We start from the raw sequence: 19003 nt of genomic DNA on the forward strand, positions 1-19003 counted from the left end.
TTCGTCAACGGGGAGGAGCCGACCCGGCGGGTGGTCACCGCCGGCGGCTACGCGATCCAGGGCACCCTCGCGCACCGGATCAAGATCGTCGACGCGCGGTCCGGCGAGTGGGTCTGGAAGCGGATGGCGGACGTCGCCCCGGGGGACCTGGTGCCGATCCAGCTCGGCACGCTTGTCGGCGAGCCGCGTCGGGTGCCGCTGCCAGTGCTCGACCAGGCGTACTACGCAGGCGATCGTCGGCTGCACGCGCCCGACCAGGTCGACACGGACCTCGCCGAACTGGTCGGCTACTTCATGGGCGACGGCAGCCTGCACGCCGAAGGTCTGCGGTTCTGCGTCGCCGACACCGATCTGGACGTCGTCGAACGGCTCCGGGTGCTGAGCAAGGGGCTTTTCGGTTTGGAGCCGGTCGTCACGGCACGGACCGGCTACCAGGAGGTGACGCTGCAGTCGGTGCGGTTGGCCCGGTGGTGGCAGGCGGCCGGATTCGCCAAGACCCTGCCGCAGGCCGACCACACCGGCAAGGGCTGGTCCCCCAGGGTGCCGTCGGCGGTCCTGGAAACCAACGACCCCGCCGTGTACGCGGCGTTCCTGCGCGGTCTGTTCGAGGCGGACGGCAGTGTCGCCGCCGGTGTGCCGGCTGTCTCGACGTCGACCGAATCGTTCGCCGCCGAGGTCCGGACGCTGCTGCTCACGCTCGGGATGGCCAGCACCACCCGGCGGACGACAAGCGGTATGGGCTCCGACATCTGGCAGGTTCGGCTGCGCAACATGGAGCACGCCCTGGCATTCGAGGAGGTGGTCGGCTTCATCGGAGAGCGCAAGGCTCGCCTGCTGGTCGTCGAGCCGACCCAGACCGGCAACCGGGACCGGATTCACCTGCCTGCCGGGCTCTGGGACCTGCTCGTGCCGGCCGGCCACGAACTGCGTGACGCGGTCACCCAGTCGATTCGCAAGACCGGCGGAGTGCCCCGGGCAGTGGCGATGCGGCTCTTCGCCGAGACCGGTGACGACCGGCTCGGGCATGCGCTCGGCTACCTCTTCGAGACGGTCGCGGCAAACGAGGACGGCGGAATCCAGCCGACGTACGACCTGTCGGTGCCGGAGAACGTCACCTACGTCGCCAGCGGCTTCGTCAGCCACAACACCATCGGGCTGATGATGGACTGCGACACCACCGGGGTCGAGCCGGACCTCGCGCTCGTCAAGTTCAAGAAGCTGGTCGGCGGCGGCTCGATGCAGATCGTCAACCAGACCGTGCCGCGCGCCCTGCGCAGCCTCGGCTACCCCGAGGAGCAGGTCGAGGCCATCGTCGAGCACATCTCCGAGCACGGCCACGTGGTCGACGCGCCGGGGCTGAAGCCGGAGCACTACGCCGTCTTCGACTGCGCGATGGGGCAGCGCTCGATCGCCCCGATGGGGCACGTCCGGATGATGGCGGCGGTGCAGCCGTTCATCTCCGGCGCGATCTCCAAGACGGTCAACATGCCGGAGTCGGCGACCGTCGAGGAGGTCGAGGAGATCTACTTCGAGGGCTGGAAGCTCGGCCTCAAGGCGCTGGCGATCTATCGGGACAACTGCAAGGTCGGCCAGCCGCTCTCCGCCGCCAAGAAGGAGCCGGAGAAGGCGGTCGAGCCGGTCGCGGTGGAGAAGGCGGTCGAGAAGGTCGTCGAGTACCGGCCGGTGCGCAAGCGGCTGCCGAAGAAGCGGCCCTCCGAGACGGTCTCGTTCTCGGTCGGCGGTGCCGAGGGCTACCTCACCGCCTCGTCCTACCCGGACGACGGCCTCGGCGAGGTCTTCCTGAAGATGTCGAAGCAGGGCTCCACGCTGGCCGGGGTGATGGACGCCTTCTCGGTGGCCATCTCGATCGGCCTGCAGTACGGCGTTCCGCTGGAGACGTACGTCAGCAAGTTCACGAACATGCGGTTCGAGCCGGCCGGGATGACCGACGACCCGGACATCCGGATGGCCGCCTCGGTGATGGACTACATCTTCCGCCGGCTGGCACTGGACTTCCTGCCCTACGAGCGCCGCGCCGAGCTGGGCATCTTCACGGCCAAGGAGCGGGCCGCGCAGCTGCGGGCCGAGGCCGAGGCGGAAGGCGCGGTGGACCTCGCCGCGATGGCCGCCTCGGCGCCGGTGGAGACCGCCAAGCCGGAGCCGGCGGCTGCGGAGCCGCCGGTCGCGGCGGCGCCGGACCGCTCGGCGGTGCAGGCCGGCTCCTCCACCGAACTGCTGGAGGCGGTACTCGGCACCGCGGCCGACGCCCCGCTCTGCTTCACCTGCGGCACCAAGATGCGGCCGGCCGGCAGTTGTTACGTCTGCGAGGGCTGCGGCTCGACCTCCGGTTGCAGCTGATGTCGGACCGAACCGCCTCGGCCGCGAGAACCGGCCCGAGTTAGTCAGGACCGCAAATCGTTGCGACAGACGGGGAGCCGGCGCCGAGCCGGCTCCCCGTCCGGCCGTCGGGGACCCGGTCGAATCCTCAAGGGTGCGACCGACGGGATCCCGACTGTTGACGGTCACGAGGTGAGCAGGGACACCTCCCGCCACACCCGATGTGGACGGACTGCTACCCGACCCGCTGCGATCATCGGGACATGACGATCGCCACCACGTATGCCGAGTTCGGCTCCCGCGAGGCGCGGGGCGTCTCGCCCGCCTACGAGCGGCTCTCCCTCGCGGTCGCCCGCGACGACGAACTGCTCGACCTGATCGGCACGCTGCCGCCGGCCAAGCAGCAGCCGAACCTGCTCTTCGGCGTCGTACGCCTGCTCGGCGGCCCGGTCGAGGACCCGGCGGCCTTCCACGACTACGTGCTGGAGAACTGGGCGGTGATCGCCGACGAGGTCGTCGACCGGGCCACCCAGACCAACGAGGCGGGCCGGTGCGCCCTGCTGCTGCCGGTACTCGCGCGCCTGCCGCAGCCGCTCGCGCTGCTGGAGGTCGGCGCCTCCGCCGGGCTCTGCCTCTATCCGGACCGCTACGCCTACCGCTACGACGACCAGCCGCTCGGCGCCGGCGAGCCGGTGCTCGACTGCGCCCTCACCGGGACGGAGCCGCCGGCCCGGCTGCCCGAGGTGGTGTGGCGGGCCGGCCTGGACCTGAACCCGCTGGACGTGACCGTACCCGCCGACCTCGCCTGGCTGGACGCGACGATCTGGCCCGAGCACGCGCACCGGCGGGCCCGGCTGCGGGCCGCGGCGGCGGTCGTGGCGGCCGACCCGCCACTGCTGGTCCGCGGCGACCTGGTGGACGACCTGCCGGCGCTCGCCGCGCAGGCGCCGGCCGGCGCGACCCTGGTGGTCTTCCACACCTCGGTGCTCTACCAGGTGCCGGCGCCGCGCCAGGCGGCCTTCGCCGAACTGGTACGCGGACTGCCCGGCCACTGGATCGCGAACGAGGCGCCGGAGGTGCTGCCGTACGACGGCCTGCCGGCGGAGCCGGGCGACGGGTTCCACAACGTGCTCGCACTGGACGGCCGGCCACTGGCCTGGACCCGGGGACACGGACAGTCGATGGCCTGGTTCGGGTAGCCCCTGTGGCTGCCGGGTAGCCCCTGCGGCTGCCGGGTAGCCCCTGCGGCTGCCGGATAGCCGCGGCTGCCGGTGGGAGCCGTCGGTCCGGGTGTCGTAGGGTCGACGCGATGGACGGGGTGGAGGAGCAGACCGGCGGGCGGCGGCTGCCGTTGGCGCCTCGGCCTCTCGACCAGCCGCATCCGTCCCGGCTTTCGTCGACGCATCCGGACCGGGCGCGGATCCTGGCGGCTCACACCGCCGCGCTCGCGGCCGGCGAGGCCGGCTACCGGGACCCGGCCACCGGGCTGTTCGTGCTCACCGCCGGTTTCCTGGCCCGGCGTGGCACCTGCTGCGGACGCGGCTGCCGGCACTGCCCGTACCTGGACGACCCGGCATCCCCCACGACCGGCTGAGCCAGCGCGGGGCACCAGCCGGGTCTGCTGTCCGGGCGCGACCGCGGCGCGCCAGGTGGCGGGCGCGGGCTTTCGTCGGGAGCGTCGAACCCGTACGGTGTCCGACGGACTTCCCGGCGGTCGAGCCGGGTGGGGCGGGAGGTGCGAGGTGCGCGGACGACTCTGCCTGATCGGCGCCGGCCTGCTGGTGCTCGCCGGCTGCGCCGAGGAGGTCGACGCGCCGCAGCCGGTCGGGCCGGCCCCGAAGGTGGTCCGGTTGCCGGCGTCGGCTGCCGGCGGTGCCTGCCAGTTGCTGGAATATCCGGCGGTCGAGGAGGCCATCGGCACCCGGTTCGAGGTGGCGGCGGCGAGCCGGCACGGCAAGACCGACACCTGCGTTCTGCGTGGCGAGGCGGAGGCCCGGCCCGAACTCGCGCTCTCGGTGACGCCGACCACGGCCGACGCCGCGATCTTCGCCGACGAGGTGGTGCCGAGCGGCGGCAAGACCGTCAAGGGGTTGGGCAAGGCCGCCTACCGCAGCACGACCGCCCCGGCGAAGAGCGCCGGAAGCGCGATCGAGGTGGGCTGGCTTACCGGCAACGGCCGGCTGGTCAGCCTCCGCTTCACCTTCCCGGCCGGGCAGGAGCAGGCCGAGGCTGACGCCCTCGCACCTAAGATGATCAACCTGGCGAAGAAGATCGACACCAGTAGTCGCTGAGGGCCGCCGGTGTCAGGTGACGGTCAGTGCGCGGCGACGAAGACCCGGGACGCGACCTCCCGGGGCAGGCGTACCTTGTCGCCGGAGCGGTCGATGGTCACCCCGTCCCGCTCCTGGGCCACGGTCACCATCGCGCCCGGGTCGACCCCGGCGGCGTGCAACTGCCGCAGTACGTCGCCGTCCTTCTGGACGCTCTCGCAGATCCGCCGGACCACCACCGGGCCGCTCAGCCCGGGGAAGGCGAGGTTCCGCTCACCCTCGGTGACCGTTTCGACCGTGACGTCCGGGTTGGTGCTGAACGCCTCCAACCCCGGGATCGGGTTGCCGTACGGCGACCGGGTCGGGCGGTCGAGCAGCTCGTAGACCTTCTTCTCCACCGAGTCACTCATCACGTGCTCCCAGCGGCAGGCCTCGTCGTGGGCCTCCTCGTAGGGCATCCCGATCACGTTGACGAGCAGCAGTTCGGCGAGCCGGTGCTTGCGCATCACGGAGATCGCCTGCGTCCGGCCGAGCGCGGTGAGCTGGAGGTGACGATCGTCCTCGACGGTCAGCAGGCCGTCGCGCTCCATCCGGGCCACGGTCTGACTGACGGTGGGACCACTCTGGCGCAGCCGCTCGGCGATCCGGGCACGCAGCGGCGGCACCCCCTCCTCTTCCAGCTCGAGGATGGTGCGCAGGTACATCTCGGTGGTGTCGACTAGGTCGTTCACGTCAGTGGTCCTCCCGGTCACGATGGTACCTCGGGACACCGATATTCAGTGCCGCCGAGCCGGCGGTTGTGTACCGGATGGTGTTGACTGGAGGCCGTGTCCGTACCGGATGACCTTCTCGTTGACCCGACCGGGCTCGCCGCCGCACTGGCCTCGGCCGAGCCGCCGATCGTACTCGACGTCCGCTGGCGGCTCGTCGGGCCGCCCGGCCGCACCGACTACCTGGCCGGGCACCTGCCCGGCGCGGTCTTCGTCGACCTGGACACCGAGCTGTCCGGGCCGCCCGGCGAGGGCGGCCGGCACCCGCTGCCGGACCCGGCGGCGTTGCAACGGGTACTCCGTGCCGCCGGCGTCCGGACCGGCGGGCCGGTGGTGGTCTACGACGGCGGCGACGGGATGGCGGCGGCCCGGGCCTGGTGGACGCTGCGCTGGGCCGGACACGCCGAGGTCCGGGTACTCGAGGGGGGCTTCCCGGCCTGGACGGCGGCCGGGCTGCCGGTCAGCACCGAGCCTTCGTCGTCGCGGCCGGGGGATGTGACGGTGCGTCCCGGCGGCATGCCGGTGCTGGACGCCGGCTCGGCGGCCGAGGTGGCGGCGGACGGGGTGCTGGTCGACGTGCGGGCGGCGGCCCGCTACCAGGGCGAGACCGAGCCGGTCGACCCGGTCGCCGGGCACATTCCCGGCGCGGTGAACGTGCCGGCCACCGAGTACGTCGGCGCGGACGGCCGGCTCCCCGCCGCCGAGGCGCTACGGGCCCGGTTCGCCGCGGCGGGCGTCCGGCCCGGGCTACGGGTCGGCGCGTACTGCGGATCCGGGGTGACCGCCGCACAGGCGGTACTCGCCCTGCACCGGGCCGGTTGTCCCGGGGCGGCCCTCTACGTCGGCTCCTGGAGCAACTGGATCACCGATCCCGGCCGGCCGGTCGCGCTCGGCGCCGATCCGGGCGACCCGCCCCCCGCCGAGCGGTAGCCGGGCTGGTCTGGCGGTCGTGCTGGCGGCGCGCGGCGCTCCGGTACGCGATCACGGCTGGTCGCCGCGCGCCGTGCGACGATGAACGACATGTCGGACGACACGGTGGTGGTCTGGGACGAGAGTCTGCTGGCGTACGACCTGGGCGACCATCCGCTCGATCCGGTACGGGTGGAACTGACCATGGCACTGGCCCGGGAACTCGGCGTGCTGGACCGCCCCGGCGTACGCCTGGTCGCACCATCCCCGGCCGACGACGCGGCCCTGGCCCGGGTGCACCGGCCGGACTACCTCGACGCGGTACGGGCGGCGCCGAGCGACCCGCTCTTCTCCGGGTACGGCCTCGGCACGCCGGACAATCCGATCTTCGACGGGATGCACGAGGCGAGTGCCCTGGTGGCCGGCGCGAGCCTGGCGGCGGCCGAGGCGGTCTGGCGGGGTGAGGCCCGGCGGGCGGTGAACGTGGCCGGTGGGCTGCACCACGCGATGCCGAGCCGGGCTGCCGGGTTCTGTGTCTACAACGACCCGGCGGTGGCCATCGCCCGGCTGCTCGACCTCGGCGCCGAGCGGGTGGCCTACGTGGATGTCGACGTGCACCACGGTGACGGCGTGCAGGAGGTCTTCTACGCCGATCCCCGGGTGTTGACGGTGAGCCTGCACGAGACGCCGCTGGCCCTCTTTCCGGGTACGGGCTTCTCCGACGAGACCGGGGGGCCGGGCGCCGAGGGCAGCGCGGTCAACCTGCCACTGCCGCCCGGCACCGGTGACGCGGGTTGGCTGCGCGGCTTCCACGCCACCGTCCCGGCGCTGCTGCGCGCGTTCCGGCCGCAGATCCTGGTCACCCAGTGTGGCGCGGACAGCCACCGGCTCGATCCGTTGGCGGACCTGCGGCTGAGCGTGGACGGGCAGCGGGCGAGCTATCTGGCGTTGCGGGCGCTGGCCGACGAGCTCTGCGAGGGCCGTTGGGTGGCCACCGGCGGCGGCGGTTACGCGCTGGTCGAGGTGGTACCCCGGGCCTGGACGCACCTGCTCGCGGTGGCCACCGGCGAGCCGGTCGCGCCGGACGCGCTCACTCCGCCGGCCTGGCGGGCGCTGGCCAAGGACCGTCGTCCGGAGCGTGAGGTGCCGCTGCGGATGACCGACGAGGCGGACGGCTCGTACGAGCCGTGGCAGCCGAGCGGCGAGCCGGACGCGGTTGACCGGGCGATCATGGCGACCCGCAAGGCGGTCTTCCCGCTGCTCGGCCTCGACCCGCAGGATCCGGCGCTCTGAGCCGGCAGGCGGGGCCGGGACAGTCGACGGAACCCTCCGGAGGCTGTCGCAAAACTGTCTCGAATCCGTCTTGAAAGCTGTCTCGTTATGACTCGGGCCGGGTCGGGTCGGCGGCCCGCAGGTGCCGGTAGAGGGTGGCCCGGGAGACGCCCAGCCCGGCCGCGATCTGGTCCACGGTGTACAGCCCGGCGTCGTGCATCGCGCGGGCCGTGCGTACCTGTTCGGGGTCGAGGCCGGGTGGCCGTCCCGCCCGCCGCCGCCGTCCCGGCCGGACCCGCTCCGGACCGGCCGCCCGGCCCGCCGGGCCGCTCTCCCGGCCCTCGGTCGGGCCCTCCCGCCGGTCGTCCGTAGGGCCGTCGGGAAGGGCCGGTTCGCTCCGTGCGGTCGGCTGGGCCGGGCGCGGCAAACCCCCGCCGGGCGGTGGCGCCGGCTCGGCGAGGAGCCGGACCGCCCCGTCGAGCAGCGCGGCCCGCAGTTCCTCGTCCGGTACGTCGGCGAAGAACACGATCGGGTCGCCGAGCATCCCGGTCGCCTGGATGGCCCGGATCCGTTCCGCCCGGGTCGCACCCGGCCCGGCGACCAGGTCGTACGCCCGGGTGGCGAGGCGCATGATCCGGGCGTACGTGGTGCCCCGGGCGAGCAGGGTCATGTCGTGGTAGAGCGTCCCCAGCGGGCGGCGGTGCCGTAGCAGGGTGTCGAGCCAGCCCTCCAGCACCGCCCAGCGGGCCGCCGGCCAGGGCAGCCGGGCCGCCCGGTCCAGCGCCGCCTCCAGGTCGGAGACGAGGGGCTCGGCCAGGGCCACCAGCAGGTGTTCCTTGCTGGGGAAGTGGTAGAGGATGCCCGCCTTGGTCAGGCCCAGCCGGTCGGCGATCTGCCGCAGCGAGGTGCGCTGGTAGCCCTGTGCGCCGAACAGGTCCAGGGCGGTTCGCAGGATCCGGCTCCGGGTGTCTGGCACGGGCGGCGGACGGTCCATCCGGCCAGCGTACCGGCCACTGACCGATGACCAGGCATCTGTGACCGTCGTCCTACCATCGGTCAGTACACTGAGGCCGAGACAACCTTCCGGACCGTCGGTGGTCGGACACGCTGGGCGGACCACCGCCGGGCACCGGTCCACGGGTCATTCGACAACTGACAACGCAATCGGCGACTAGCAAGGGAGGGTCATGACCGCGATCTCGGTGGCCGGCCTGGTGAAGACTTTCGGGACCACCCGCGCCCTGGACGAGCTGGACCTGACCGTCCGGTCCGGCGAGGTGCACGGATTCCTCGGGCCGAACGGTGCCGGCAAGTCCACCACCATCCGGATCCTGCTCGGCCTGCTCCGCAAGGACGCGGGCAAGGTCGGCGTACTCGGCGGTGATCCCTGGCGGGACGCCGTGTCGCTGCACCGCCGGCTGGCGTACGTGCCCGGCGACGTCAACCTCTGGCCCAACCTCTCCGGCGGCGAGGCGATCGACCTCTTCGGCGCGCTGCGCGGCGGCCTGGACCGGGCCCGCCGGGACGAGCTGTTGCAGCGCTTCGACCTGGACCCGACCAAGAAGTGCCGGACCTACTCCAAGGGCAACCGGCAGAAGGTGGCGATCGTGGCCGCGTTCGCCTCCGACGTGGAACTGCTGATCCTCGACGAGCCGACCTCGGGGCTGGACCCGTTGATGGAGGCGGTGTTCCGCGAGTACGTCGCCGGACTGCGCGACGCGGGCAGGACCGTGCTGCTCTCCAGCCACGTGATGTCCGAGGTGGAGGCGCTCTGCGACCGGGTCAGCATCATCCGGGCCGGCCGTACCGTCGAGTCCGGCACCCTGGCCGAACTGCGGCACCTGACCCGGACCCCGATGACGGTGCAGACCGAGCGCCCGGTGGACGGCCTCGCCGACCTCGCCGGGGTGCACGAGGTGACCGTCTCCGGCGACACCACCCGGTTCGAGGTCGAGGCCGGCACGCTCGACCCGGTGCTGGCCCACCTGGCCCGGTTCGGGGTACGGGCCCTGACCAGTACGCCGCCGACGCTCGAGGAGCTGTTCATGCGGCACTACGGCGACGGCGATGCGGCCACCACCGCGCGGCCTGCGGTGCCGGCGGCAGCCCGATGACCGCGTTCACCGGCACCGCCCGGCTGACCCGGCTGGCCCTGCGCCGGGACCGGGTGAAGCTGCTGGTCTGGGCGCTGGCGGTGCCCGGGGTCACCGCGGCGGTGGCGCAGAGCGTCGCCGGCCTCTACGGCACCGAGGCCGACCGGATCGGCTACGCCACCACCAGCGCCGCCAGCGTGGTCGCGCGGGCGTTCAACGGGCCGGTCTCGGGGCCGAGCCTCGGGTCGGTGGTCACCGCAGAGTCGTACACGATGCTGGCCCTGCTCGCCGCGTTGCTCAGCACCTTCGCGGTGGTCCGGCACACCCGGCAGAACGAGGAGACCGGCCGGGCGGAGCTGCTCGGCTCGGCGGTGGTCGGCCGGCATGCGCCGCTCACCGCGGCCCTACTCGTCGCGGTCGCGGCGAACCTGCTCAGCGGGGCGCTGCTGGCCCTGGTAATCATCGCAGTCGACCTGCCGGTGGCCGGCTCGTTCGCCCTCGGCGCGGCGATCGCCGGCATCGGGGTGGCGTTCGCGGCGGTGGCCGCGGTGACCGCTCAGCTCTCCGGCACGGCGCGCGGCGCGAACGGCATGGCGGCGGCCTTCGTCGGGCTCGCCTTCCTGCTCAGGGCCGCCGGGGACGCCTGGGGGGCCGTTACCGCCGACGGGATGCGGGTGGTCAGCGCCTGGCCGTCCTGGCTCTCCCCGTTCGGCTGGGCCAACCAGGTCCAGGCGTTCGACGGCAACCGCTGGCCGGTGCTCGCCCTGACCGCCGGGTTCGCGCTGCTCGCGATCGGCGTCGCGTTCGTGCTGACCGCCCACCGCGACCTGGGCAGCGGGGTGCTGGCGGTCCGCCGGGGGCCGGCGACGGCAGCCCGTGGCCTGCTCCGCCCGAGCGGCCTGGCCTGGCGGTTGCAGCGCGGCGTGGTGCTGGGCTGGACGGTAGGCGTCGTGGTCATGGGACTGTCGATGGGTTCGGTCGGCGACGAGGTGGACGACCTGGTCGGGGAGAACGAGGCGGCCATGGAGCTGATCGCCCAACTCGGCGGCAGCGACAGGCTGATCGACGCGTTCTTCGGCACCATGATGGCGATGTTCGCACTCGCGGTGGCCGGCTTTGCGGTGCAGGCGGTGCTCCGGCTGCGGTCCGAGGAGGCGGCCGGGACCCTGGAGGGGGTACTCGCCACCGCCGTCAGTCGGCCCCGCTGGCTGCTCGGCCACCTGCTCTGGGCCGCGCTCGGCACGGTCGTGCTGCTGGCGCTGGCCGGCGCGAGTACCGGGCTCGGTTACGGCCTGGTCAGCGGCGACGTGCTCGGCGAGACGGCCCGGCTCACCGTGGCCGGACTGGTGCAGGCACCGGCGGCGCTGGTCCTGGCCGGCCTGGTGGTGCTGCTGTTCGGGCTGCTGCCCCGGCTGTCGGTGGCGCTGTCCTGGTCGGTGTTCCTGCTCTGCGTGCTGCTGGGCCAGCTCGGTGCGCTGCTGGAGCTTCCGCAGCCGGTGCTGAACCTCTCGCCGTTCACCCACCTGCCGGCGGTGCCGGCCGCCGACCCGAGCGTCACGCCGCTGGTGGTGCTGCTCGCCGTCGCGGTCGCGCTGACCGGGCTCGGCCTGGCCAGTTTCCGCCGCCGGGACCTGTCGATCGGCTGAGCCGTGTCGATCGGCTGAGCCTCTCGACGCGCGAGCCCTCGCCCCTGTCGACCAGGTGGCGAGGGCTCCGCGCGTCGTGCGGGTCAGCTCGCGTACGCCTCCAGACGATCGGCCCGGGACGGGTGGCGCAGCTTGAGCAGGGTGACCTTTTCGATCTGCCGGATCCGCTCCCGGGAGAGCCCGAACTCCCGGCCCACCTCGTCGAGGGTGCGCTGCCGGCCGTCGTCCAGGCCGAAGCGGAGCCGGATCACGGCCTGCTCGCGCTGCGAGAGGGTGGCGAGCACGATCTCCACCTCGTTGCGCAGCATGCCCGCCGAGACCGTGTCACCGGGCTCCTCCCGGGGGTCGACGGCGGCGACGAAATCACCGAGGGCGCTCTCGCCGTCCTCGCCGACCGCCTGGTCGAGGCTGACCGGCTCCCGGTCGTACGAGATCAGCTCGATGACCTGGAACTCCGGTACGCCCAGCGCGGCGGCCACCTCGGCCACACCCGGCTCCCGGCCCAACTGGGTGGCCAGGTCGCGTCGGGTCCGGACCATCCGGTTGACCTGCTCGACCATGTGCACCGGGATGCGGATGGTGCGGGCCTGGTCGGCCATGGCCCGGGTGATCGCCTGCCGGATCCACCAGGTGGCGTAGGTGGAGAACTTGTAGCCCTTGGTGTAGTCGAACTTCTCGACGGCGCGGATCAGGCCGAGGTTGCCCTCCTGGATCAGGTCGAGGAAGGCCATCCCCCGCCCGGTGTACCGCTTGGCGATGCTGACCACCAGCCGCAGGTTCGCCTCCAGCAGGTGGTTCTTCGCGGCCCGCCCCTGGGCGGCGATGATTCCCAGATCCGCGCGCAGCTCCGCCGGCAGCTCGCCCCGGGAGTCGGTGTTCAGCTTCTCCTCGGCGTAGAGCCCCGCCTCGATCCGCCGGGCCAGGTCCACCTCCTGGACGGCGGTGAGTAGTTTGGTCCGGCCGATACCGTTCAGGTAGGCCCGGACCAGGTCCGCCGAGGCGCCGCGCTCGTCGGTGGCATCGAGGTCGACCACGACCTGCCCACCGTCCCCCGCCGGCTCGTTCTCGACGCCGGCCGCGCCGGCCGGGTGAGTGTGGCTCTCGCTGTGCTGCAGGACCATCATCTGTCGCCTCCCCGCTTCGACAATGTGGCGCGTCCCAGCGGACAACCGCGCTGGTGACACATAGCTTGGCCGGTAGGGCGTGAAGCCGAGGTGAGGAGAGCGTGCGGTTGGCATGAAACCGGGAAGCTGTCCGGGATGGTTCGTCCCGGTTTCCTGCCCTTGATCCGATAGATCATCTGCCGGCCGGTCAGCGGTCGGCCGGCCAGCCGTCGGGCCGGGTCAGCCGTCAGCCGGTCGGCCGGATTCGGCTCGGCCCGGCAGCCGCGAAGGTGTGCGGCCCGGGGCGGTACTTGCCGATGGCGGTTACCGTGCGAGACGGATCGAGATCGACGACGGATGGAGGACGTGGTGGTCTTCAAGCGGTTGATGCAGGCGATGGGTGTCGGCGGTCCGTCGGTCGAGACGGTGCTGGGCAACCCGAACTGCCGGCCAGGCGGCCATCTGGAGGGCCAGATCCACGTTGCCGGCGGCGACCACCCGGTGGACGTCGAGTACGTCGCACTCGGCCTGGTGACCCGGGTCGAGGTGGAGAGCGGTGACAGTGAGTACAACACCACCCAGGAGTTCCAGCGGCAGCGGGTGACCGGTCCGTTCCGGCTGGAGAGCGGCCAGCGCCACGACATCCCGTTCCGCTTCGAGGTGCCGTGGGAGACGCCGCTTACCGAGATCAGCGGTCGCCACCTGCACGGGATGACCATGGGGCTGCGTACCGAGCTGGAGGTCGCCCGGGCGGTGGACAAGGGTGACCTCGACCCGGTGGCGGTGTACCCGTTGCCGGCCCAGGAGCGGGTCATCGACGCCCTGCTCCAGCTCGGCTTCCGGTTCAGCCGGGCCGACGTCGAGCGCGGCCAGATCTACGGCGTACAGCAGAGCCTGCCGTTCTACCAGGAGATCGAGTTCTACCCGGGCCCGCAGTACGCCCGGGCGATCAACCAGCTCGAACTGACCTTCGTGGCCACACCGCAGCAGTTGCAGATCGTGCTGGAGATCGACAAGCGGGGCGGGCTCTTCACCGAGGGCCGTGACGCGTTCGGCCGGTTCGTCGTCGACCACGCCACGGTGGACCGGACCGACTGGGTCCGCCAGCTCGACGGCTGGCTGCGCCAGTCGATGCAGAAGCGCGGCCTCTTCTTCTGAGCTGTCCCGCGCCGCCGGGCGGGGCCTCACAGCTCCAGGAGCACGGTGCGCGGGCCGACGTTGACGCTCTCCACCAGCATGTGCGCCTGGAACCGGCCGGTCTGCACCTTCGCGCCCCGGTCCCGCAGCGCCTGGACGAACGCGGTCACCAGCGGTTCGGCCAGCTCGGCCGGGGCCGCCGCGCCCCAACTGGGCCGGCGGCCCTTGCGGGCGTCACCGTACAGGGTGAACTGGCTGACCACCAGCAGCGGCGCCCCGACCTCGGCGGCGGACCGCTCGTCGTCCAGGATGCGCAGCTCGTGCACCTTGCGGGCCATCGTCGAGGCGGTGGCCGCGGTGTCGGGGTGGGTCACCCCGAGCAGCACCAGCAACCCGTCGGAGACCGCTCCGACCACCTCGCCGTCGACCGTCACGCTGGCCCGGCTGACCGTCTGCACCACCGCCCGCACGGCGGTCAGTCTGCCACGGGTGTCAGGACGCCGCGTTCCACCAGGTGCGCGATGATCGGCCCGGCTGCGTCGGCAAGATCCTCCGCGGGTACGTCGTGGGCCAGCGCCAGCACCGCGAGCTGCTCGCGCAGCGGCACCTGACCGTTGGCCCCGCCGACCAGGGCGAGCACCAGCGGATCCACCTCCTCGGTCCAGCGCAGCCCGTGCGACTGGGCCAGCACCTGCCGGTCCACCACCCAGCCGTCGGAGCCCATCGACGCCTCCTGGCGCAGCTTCAGCCCGTCGACCGCCCGGAACCGGGTGGCCAGCAGCGCGTCGTCGTCCCGGGTGCGCAGCCAGTCCTGCCGGTCGAACCAGGCCGCGATCTGCTCGCCCATCGGCGGCTGTACGGCCTGCCGCAGGTCCTCGACCCGTACCACCGGATCGACGTGCCCACCCTGGCGCAGGCTCACCACGCCGAAGCCGACCGCCTCCACCTTCTGCGCGTCGAACCAGTCCAGCCAGGCGGCCACCCGGTGCGGGTCGGCCGCCTCGCTGGCGTCGGCGAGCCACAGGTCGACGTACGCCATCGGGTCGGCGACCTCGCGTTGGATGACCCAGGCGTCCAGGCCGGTACCGGCGAACCACCCGGCCACCCGCTCGCCCCAGTCCTCCCCGGCCACGTGCAGCCAGTTGGCCAGGTACTGCATGGTGCCGCCCTCGGTGAGCAGCCCCGGTGCGGCGGCGGCCAGCTCGGCGGCGATCCCGTCACCGACCCGGCCCGAGTCCCGGTAGCTGTGCGTGGTGGTGCCGGGCCCGACCACGAACGGCGGGTTGCTCACCACCAGGTCGAAGCGGCGGCCGGCCACCGGGGCGACCAGGTCACCCTTGAGCAGTTCCCAGCGGTGACCGTTCAGCGCGGCGGTGGTGGCGGCGAACCGCAGCGACCGGTCGGAGACGTCGGTGGCGGTCACCGAGCGGGCGTGTTCGGCCAGGTGCAGGGCCTGCACGCCGCTGCCGGTGCCGAGGTCGAGGGCGTTGCCGACCGGCCGCCGGACGGTCGCCCCGACCAGGGTGGTGGTCGCCCCGCCGATCCCGAGCACGTGGTCGGCGGCGAGTGGCTGGCCCGGCCGGGCGTCCGCCGGCACGTCGGAGAGAATCCACCAGGAGTCGCCGTACGGCTCCAGGTCGACGCCCTGCCGGAACCCGTCGCCGACCCGTTCGAGCAGCCCTCCGCCGAGCGCCTCGGGCAGTGGCAGCGGGTCGAAGGCGGCCCGTACCGCCGGCTCCGGCTCGGTCTGGGCGCAGACGAAGAGCCGGATCAGGGTGGCGAGCGGGTCGCGGTCGTCGGTGGCCCGCAGCGCCGCCCGGAAGTCGTTGCGGGCCAGGCCGCTGGTGGCCGCCGGGCCGAGCCGGTCGGCGATGCCGCTCGACGTGTAGCCCGCCCTGGTCAGTGCCGTCCGGAGCTGGTCCACCCCAGCCGGGGACAGCAGCATCTCGTTCCCGTCCACGGCGTCCATCCTGCCCGCCGGCCGGGACGGACCGAGCCGCAACCCCCGCAGTTGCCGGCCCGGAACCACCCCGTCGGGTGTAACCGGTCCGTCGTCGCGGCCTCAGCTCACCGATCGGCCGGGCGTTTCCCCAGCTGACAGCGGTGGTGCTGGCACCGGGCCCGCTGGCACCGGGCCCGCTGGCACCGGGCCCGCTGGCACCGGGTCCGCCGGAGCCGGATCGGCGACGGCTTGCGGAGGTCCCGGGGCGGCGTCGGGTTGTCCGGGGGCGGCGGCCTGGTGTGCCGGTATGGGGATCGGGTGTCCTGGCGCGGGGATCTGGGCTCCCGGCGGCGGGAGCGGGTGTCCGGGCAGGGGGAGCGGACGGCCGGGCGCGATCGCCGCCGGATCGCCGGGTGCGGGGGCCGGTTGCTCGGCTGAGCGGGTCGGCAACCGGCGGCGGCCGGCCAGCCGGAGCACCACGACGGCATACCCGGCGTGCACCAGCAGGCTCACCACGAACATCTCCCAGGGGCCGTCCGCGGCCGTCTCCTCACTGGCGAGCTGCCCCAGGGCCGCCGCCCCGGCGAACGAGACCAGGTTGTTCACGACGTGCAGCGCGACCGCCGCCTCCAACCCGCCGGTCCGGATGGTCAGCCAGCCGAGTACGCCGCCCACCACCGCCAGGTCGGCGAAGCCCCATCCGGTGCCCCAGCCGTGGGCCGAGGCGAAGAGCAGGGCCTGGAGGGTGATCGCCGGCCACGGTGTGCGGAGGAACGCCCCGACGGCCTGCAACAGCCAACCCCGGAAGAGGTACTCCTCGGCGGCGGCCTGGAACGGCACCAGCAGGAGCAGCAGGGCCAGTGCGCCGAGGAAACCGGCCCAGCCCGGCCAGCCGGTCCCGGCGGCCCCGGCGTCGTCCACACTGCCGGTCAAGGCGAGCAGCCCGAAGCTGCCGACCAGCAACAGCAGCACCGCCGGCACGGAGACCAGGGCGCACCAGCCGAGCCAGCGCCAGCGCAACCGGCCGAGTACCGAGGAGACCGTACCGGCCGGACGGGCCTGCACCCAGCGGGCCGCGAGGAGTACGAACGGCAGGGCGGCGCCGATCGAGGCCAGCAGCAGTACGAGGTCGGCGAGCGCGCCCAGTGCCGGCAGGCCGTCCGGACCGGTCGGACGTCCGGTGGCGGCGGCGATCGCGGCGCCGATCCCGAACAGCAGGCAGAGCACCAGGAAGGTGCCGCCGAGGACCAGCAGGCTGCCGAGCAGCGGGCGCCACCAGCGGTGCCGGTCGGTGCGGGCCAGCCGGTGGTAGGAGGTGCCGGGCGGGGGTGCGGTCGTCATGGGACAAGGGTGCCGCCCCGGCGCCAGCCGGGGTACGGGCAGCGAGGGTTGCCGGCGCGAAGGTGCCGGTGGGGGTTAGTGGCCGGTGCCGAGGGTGGCTGGTGGCGAGGGGGGCTGGTGGCGAGGGTGGCTGGTGGCGAGGGTGGCTGGTGGCGAGGGTGGCTGGTGGCGAGGGTGGCTGGTGGCGGGCCGCGGGCGAGGTGCCCGCGGCCCGCCCTGCCGAGCGGCCGGACGAACCGATGCGTCAGCACGGCATGTGCGTCAGCGGCAGCGATGCGTCGGCGCAGGGTCGTGCCTCCGCCGTGCCGGTGCGTCAGAACGTGACGTCCGAGCAGCCGTAGAAGGTCTCCGTGCTGTCGGACCGGGTCCACACCGAGTAGATGATGTGGTGGCCGCTCTTGCCGGACGGCAGCCGGCCGGTCCAGTAGTAGTGACCGTCGTTGCTGCCCACGTTGCCCCGCTGCGGCGGGTTGGTGGCCGAGGAGAACGGCGTCGACTCCAGGTCGCTCCAGGCCAGCGGGCGGGTGGGGCTCCAGCTGTCCCGGGTGACGTAAAGGTCGAACCGGCCCGGGTGCGCGGCCCAGTTGCTGTATCGGAACTCGATACTGGCGCCCGAGCTGACCTGCGCCTTCGGGAAGTCGGCACGGGCCAGGTCCCAGCCCCGGAAGGTGGAGTTGCCGCCGCTGCACAGTTGGCCGTCCGGGATGAAGCCCTGGGTCCGGCCGGCGCCGTCCGAGCGGAGCACGCTGAACCAGTTGTAGAGCGGGGAGACGCCGCTCACGTTGGCCGCGGCGACGCAGCCGGGGTTCTGGTTCACGATGTTGCCCTGCGGGGTCAGGCCGTCGCGGTAGCAGGCGTACGTCCGGCTCGCCGGAACCATCAGCGCGCCGTGTGCGTTGGCCGGGTTCGGCGAGATGACCGCCAGGAGTCCGCCGGCCAGTACGGCGGTGACACCGACGACCGTCAGTCTGCGCAGGAGTTTCACGAGTTGATCCCTTCTGTTCGACCGCTGCCGGCGGGAGTTCGTAGTCGGGCGGCGCGGTCGGGCGACTCCGGTGGGGCGTACGGGCGTGGTGGTGGTGTCTCGTCGCGCCCGGTCACCGGATACTGGGTTTAGCCCGGATCCCACACACGCAGCACGGTTGCCCCCGTACTGCGGCGATATGAACCATTGGAGCACGACCGGCCGACTCACTTCAATAGATGCCGATAGATATCGGACGCGCGGAATAATCCTGCATGTCCGGTCGGGGCAGGCGGTCGGGCCGCTCAGGGTCAGACTCAGGGCAAGGGATCAGACTCAGGGCAAGGGGTCAGACCCAGGGCAAGACTCAGGGCCAGGGTCAGGCCAGTCGGAAGTCGGCGAAGTCGAAGCCCGGCGCCACCACGCAGCTCACCAGGACCGGCTGCTCGCCCGCCGGCTCGGCCGACTGCCAGACACCGCCGGGGACCACCGCCTGCGGCCGCTCACCGGCGGCCACCTCCGGGCCGAGCCGGATCTCGGTCGGCGTCGTCGCCGGCTCCTCGGCCGCGCCGCCGAGCCAGAGCCGCAGCGGGCCGCCCGAGTGCCACAGCCACAGCTCGTCGGAGCGGACGACGTGCCAGCGGGACCGCTCCCCGGGATTCAGCAGGAAGTAGATCGCGGTCGCGGCGGCCCGCGGACCGGTGTACCCGTCGGGGGTGAAGGCGTGCGCCGAGCGCCAGGTCTCGCGGAACCAGCCGCCCTCCGGATGCGGCGCCAGGTCGAGGTGCTCGGCGGTCGGGGGTCGGTTCGGCGTCGTCACGGTTCACTCCGGTCTTCGGGGCAGGTGGGCAGCGTACCGGGCCGGCAGGGGCCGGCGTGGGCGGCGGCGACGCTGCCGTGCGGCTACGGGACGGAAGGATCGCGGTCGCTCTTCTCGGAAATTGGGATTGTCATCGACGAAAACCTCTTCGCCGCACTCGTGGTCGGCAGATATTGCGGTCGAACAGTTCATGTCAACGTAAAGGCAAGTCGCCTCCGAGCGACAGGTCCAGCAATTCCTTGACAGGTGATTGAAAAATTGTGGAGGATCGATCTACGCGCTGCTGGCGGTGCGTACACGGGGGAATCTGGGATCAGCTGTGCCGCTCCGAGCCGCGCCTCGACCGGCGGGTTCCCCATGTCACCGTGTCCCGTGCCGAAATGGCACCGTCCGACCTGG

At 72.8% G+C, this 19003-nt stretch carries 15 protein-coding genes and 3 pseudogenes; 10 read left to right on the forward strand and 8 right to left on the reverse strand.

Annotation, left to right across the window (positions count from 1 at the left end):
* Window positions 1-588: 588 nt before the first annotated feature.
* The 5 genes and pseudogenes from O7626_RS41455 to O7626_RS07630 form a co-directional block, all read left to right on the forward strand.
* Window positions 589-1143 (forward strand): annotated as a pseudogene (locus O7626_RS41455) (LAGLIDADG family homing endonuclease); the annotation flags it as partial.
* Between the two features lie 3 nt (window positions 1144-1146).
* A pseudogene (locus O7626_RS41460) lies at window positions 1147-2358 on the forward strand (vitamin B12-dependent ribonucleotide reductase); the annotation flags it as partial.
* A 242-nt stretch (window positions 2359-2600) separates the two neighbouring features.
* Entirely contained in the window at window positions 2601-3536 is a 936-nt protein-coding gene (locus tag O7626_RS07620) for a DUF2332 domain-containing protein (protein WP_278060446.1), read from the forward strand.
* 110 nt (window positions 3537-3646) lie between these two features.
* Window positions 3647-3931, forward strand: a complete 285-nt coding sequence (locus tag O7626_RS07625) for a DUF5522 domain-containing protein (RefSeq protein ID WP_278060447.1) — start codon at window positions 3647-3649, stop codon at window positions 3929-3931.
* Between the two features lie 148 nt (window positions 3932-4079).
* The gene (locus O7626_RS07630) at window positions 4080-4628 is read left to right on the forward strand and encodes a hypothetical protein (protein ID WP_278060448.1); all 549 of its coding nucleotides are present in this window, start codon (window positions 4080-4082) and stop codon (window positions 4626-4628) included.
* A gap of 23 nt (window positions 4629-4651) precedes the next feature.
* Here O7626_RS07630 and O7626_RS07635 read toward each other — a convergent pair whose 3' ends face one another.
* Window positions 4652-5338 carry a metal-dependent transcriptional regulator gene (locus tag O7626_RS07635; protein WP_278060449.1) on the reverse strand — a complete coding sequence of 229 codons (687 nt, stop codon included), beginning with the start codon at window positions 5336-5338 and terminating at the stop codon, window positions 4652-4654.
* 96 nt (window positions 5339-5434) lie between these two features.
* Here O7626_RS07635 and O7626_RS07640 point away from each other — a divergent pair, with 96 nt between their 5' ends.
* A complete protein-coding gene (locus O7626_RS07640) occupies window positions 5435-6307 on the forward strand; it encodes a sulfurtransferase (RefSeq protein WP_278060450.1) in 873 nt (290 codons plus the stop codon).
* A 90-nt stretch (window positions 6308-6397) separates the two neighbouring features.
* A complete protein-coding gene (locus O7626_RS07645; RefSeq protein WP_278060451.1) occupies window positions 6398-7579 on the forward strand; it encodes an acetoin utilization protein AcuC in 1182 nt (393 codons plus the stop codon).
* A gap of 85 nt (window positions 7580-7664) precedes the next feature.
* Here the strand turns inward: O7626_RS07645 and O7626_RS07650 are convergent, their stop codons facing one another.
* Window positions 7665-8552, reverse strand: a complete 888-nt coding sequence (locus tag O7626_RS07650; RefSeq protein WP_278060452.1) for a TetR family transcriptional regulator — start codon at window positions 8550-8552, stop codon at window positions 7665-7667.
* Window positions 8553-8745: 193 nt separating this feature from the next.
* Here O7626_RS07650 and O7626_RS07655 point away from each other — a divergent pair, with 193 nt between their 5' ends.
* On the forward strand, window positions 8746-9672 hold the full coding sequence (locus O7626_RS07655; protein ID WP_278060453.1) for an ABC transporter ATP-binding protein: 927 nt from the start codon (window positions 8746-8748) through the stop codon (window positions 9670-9672).
* Complete coding sequence (locus O7626_RS07660) at window positions 9669-11297, forward strand: anibiotic ABC transporter (RefSeq protein ID WP_278060454.1); 1629 nt, start codon at window positions 9669-9671, stop codon at window positions 11295-11297. The genes O7626_RS07655 and O7626_RS07660 overlap by 4 nt, the downstream gene beginning before the upstream one ends.
* An 83-nt stretch (window positions 11298-11380) precedes the next feature.
* Here O7626_RS07660 and sigB read toward each other — a convergent pair whose 3' ends face one another.
* Window positions 11381-12418, reverse strand: coding sequence for an RNA polymerase sigma factor SigB (gene sigB / locus O7626_RS07665; RefSeq protein WP_278066092.1), 1038 nt, complete (start codon window positions 12416-12418; stop codon window positions 11381-11383).
* A gap of 351 nt (window positions 12419-12769) precedes the next feature.
* On the opposite strand from sigB, the gene O7626_RS07670 reads away from it, so the two are divergent.
* Complete coding sequence (locus O7626_RS07670; RefSeq protein ID WP_278066093.1) at window positions 12770-13558, forward strand: sporulation protein; 789 nt, start codon at window positions 12770-12772, stop codon at window positions 13556-13558.
* 26 nt (window positions 13559-13584) lie between these two features.
* Here O7626_RS07670 and dtd read toward each other — a convergent pair whose 3' ends face one another.
* From dtd to O7626_RS07695, 5 genes and pseudogenes are all read right to left on the reverse strand, one after another.
* The gene (gene dtd, locus O7626_RS07675; RefSeq protein ID WP_278060455.1) at window positions 13585-14007 is read right to left on the reverse strand and encodes a D-aminoacyl-tRNA deacylase; all 423 of its coding nucleotides are present in this window, start codon (window positions 14005-14007) and stop codon (window positions 13585-13587) included.
* A gap of 5 nt (window positions 14008-14012) precedes the next feature.
* A complete protein-coding gene (locus O7626_RS07680) occupies window positions 14013-15497 on the reverse strand; it encodes a methyltransferase (RefSeq protein WP_278060456.1) in 1485 nt (494 codons plus the stop codon).
* A gap of 102 nt (window positions 15498-15599) precedes the next feature.
* The gene (locus tag O7626_RS07685; RefSeq protein WP_278060457.1) at window positions 15600-16820 is read right to left on the reverse strand and encodes a type II CAAX endopeptidase family protein; all 1221 of its coding nucleotides are present in this window, start codon (window positions 16818-16820) and stop codon (window positions 15600-15602) included.
* Between the two features lie 316 nt (window positions 16821-17136).
* Window positions 17137-17760, reverse strand: a pseudogene (locus O7626_RS07690) (lytic polysaccharide monooxygenase); the annotation flags it as partial.
* A gap of 403 nt (window positions 17761-18163) precedes the next feature.
* A complete protein-coding gene (locus O7626_RS07695) occupies window positions 18164-18604 on the reverse strand; it encodes a cupin domain-containing protein (protein WP_278060458.1) in 441 nt (146 codons plus the stop codon).
* Window positions 18605-19003: the final 399 nt, after the last annotated feature.

It is taken from the genome of Micromonospora sp. WMMD1102, from assembly GCF_029626265.1.
Classification (GTDB): Bacteria; Actinomycetota; Actinomycetes; order Mycobacteriales; family Micromonosporaceae; genus Plantactinospora.

What these genes read in the sequence shown, in the direction of transcription:
- O7626_RS07620 (WP_278060446.1), top strand. Translation starts at nt 2,601, where the DNA reads ATGACGATCGCCACCACGTATGCCGAGTTCGGCTCCCGCGAGGCGCGG.
- O7626_RS07625 (WP_278060447.1), top strand. Translation starts at nt 3,647, where the DNA reads ATGGACGGGGTGGAGGAGCAGACCGGCGGGCGGCGGCTGCCGTTGGCG.
- O7626_RS07645 (WP_278060451.1), top strand. Translation starts at nt 6,398, where the DNA reads ATGTCGGACGACACGGTGGTGGTCTGGGACGAGAGTCTGCTGGCGTAC.
- O7626_RS07650 (WP_278060452.1), bottom strand. Translation starts at nt 8,552, where the DNA reads ATGGACCGTCCGCCGCCCGTGCCAGACACCCGGAGCCGGATCCTGCGA.
- O7626_RS07655 (WP_278060453.1), top strand. Translation starts at nt 8,746, where the DNA reads ATGACCGCGATCTCGGTGGCCGGCCTGGTGAAGACTTTCGGGACCACC.
- O7626_RS07660 (WP_278060454.1), top strand. Translation starts at nt 9,669, where the DNA reads ATGACCGCGTTCACCGGCACCGCCCGGCTGACCCGGCTGGCCCTGCGC.
- sigB (WP_278066092.1), bottom strand. Translation starts at nt 12,418, where the DNA reads ATGGTCCTGCAGCACAGCGAGAGCCACACTCACCCGGCCGGCGCGGCC.
- O7626_RS07685 (WP_278060457.1), bottom strand. Translation starts at nt 16,820, where the DNA reads ATGACGACCGCACCCCCGCCCGGCACCTCCTACCACCGGCTGGCCCGC.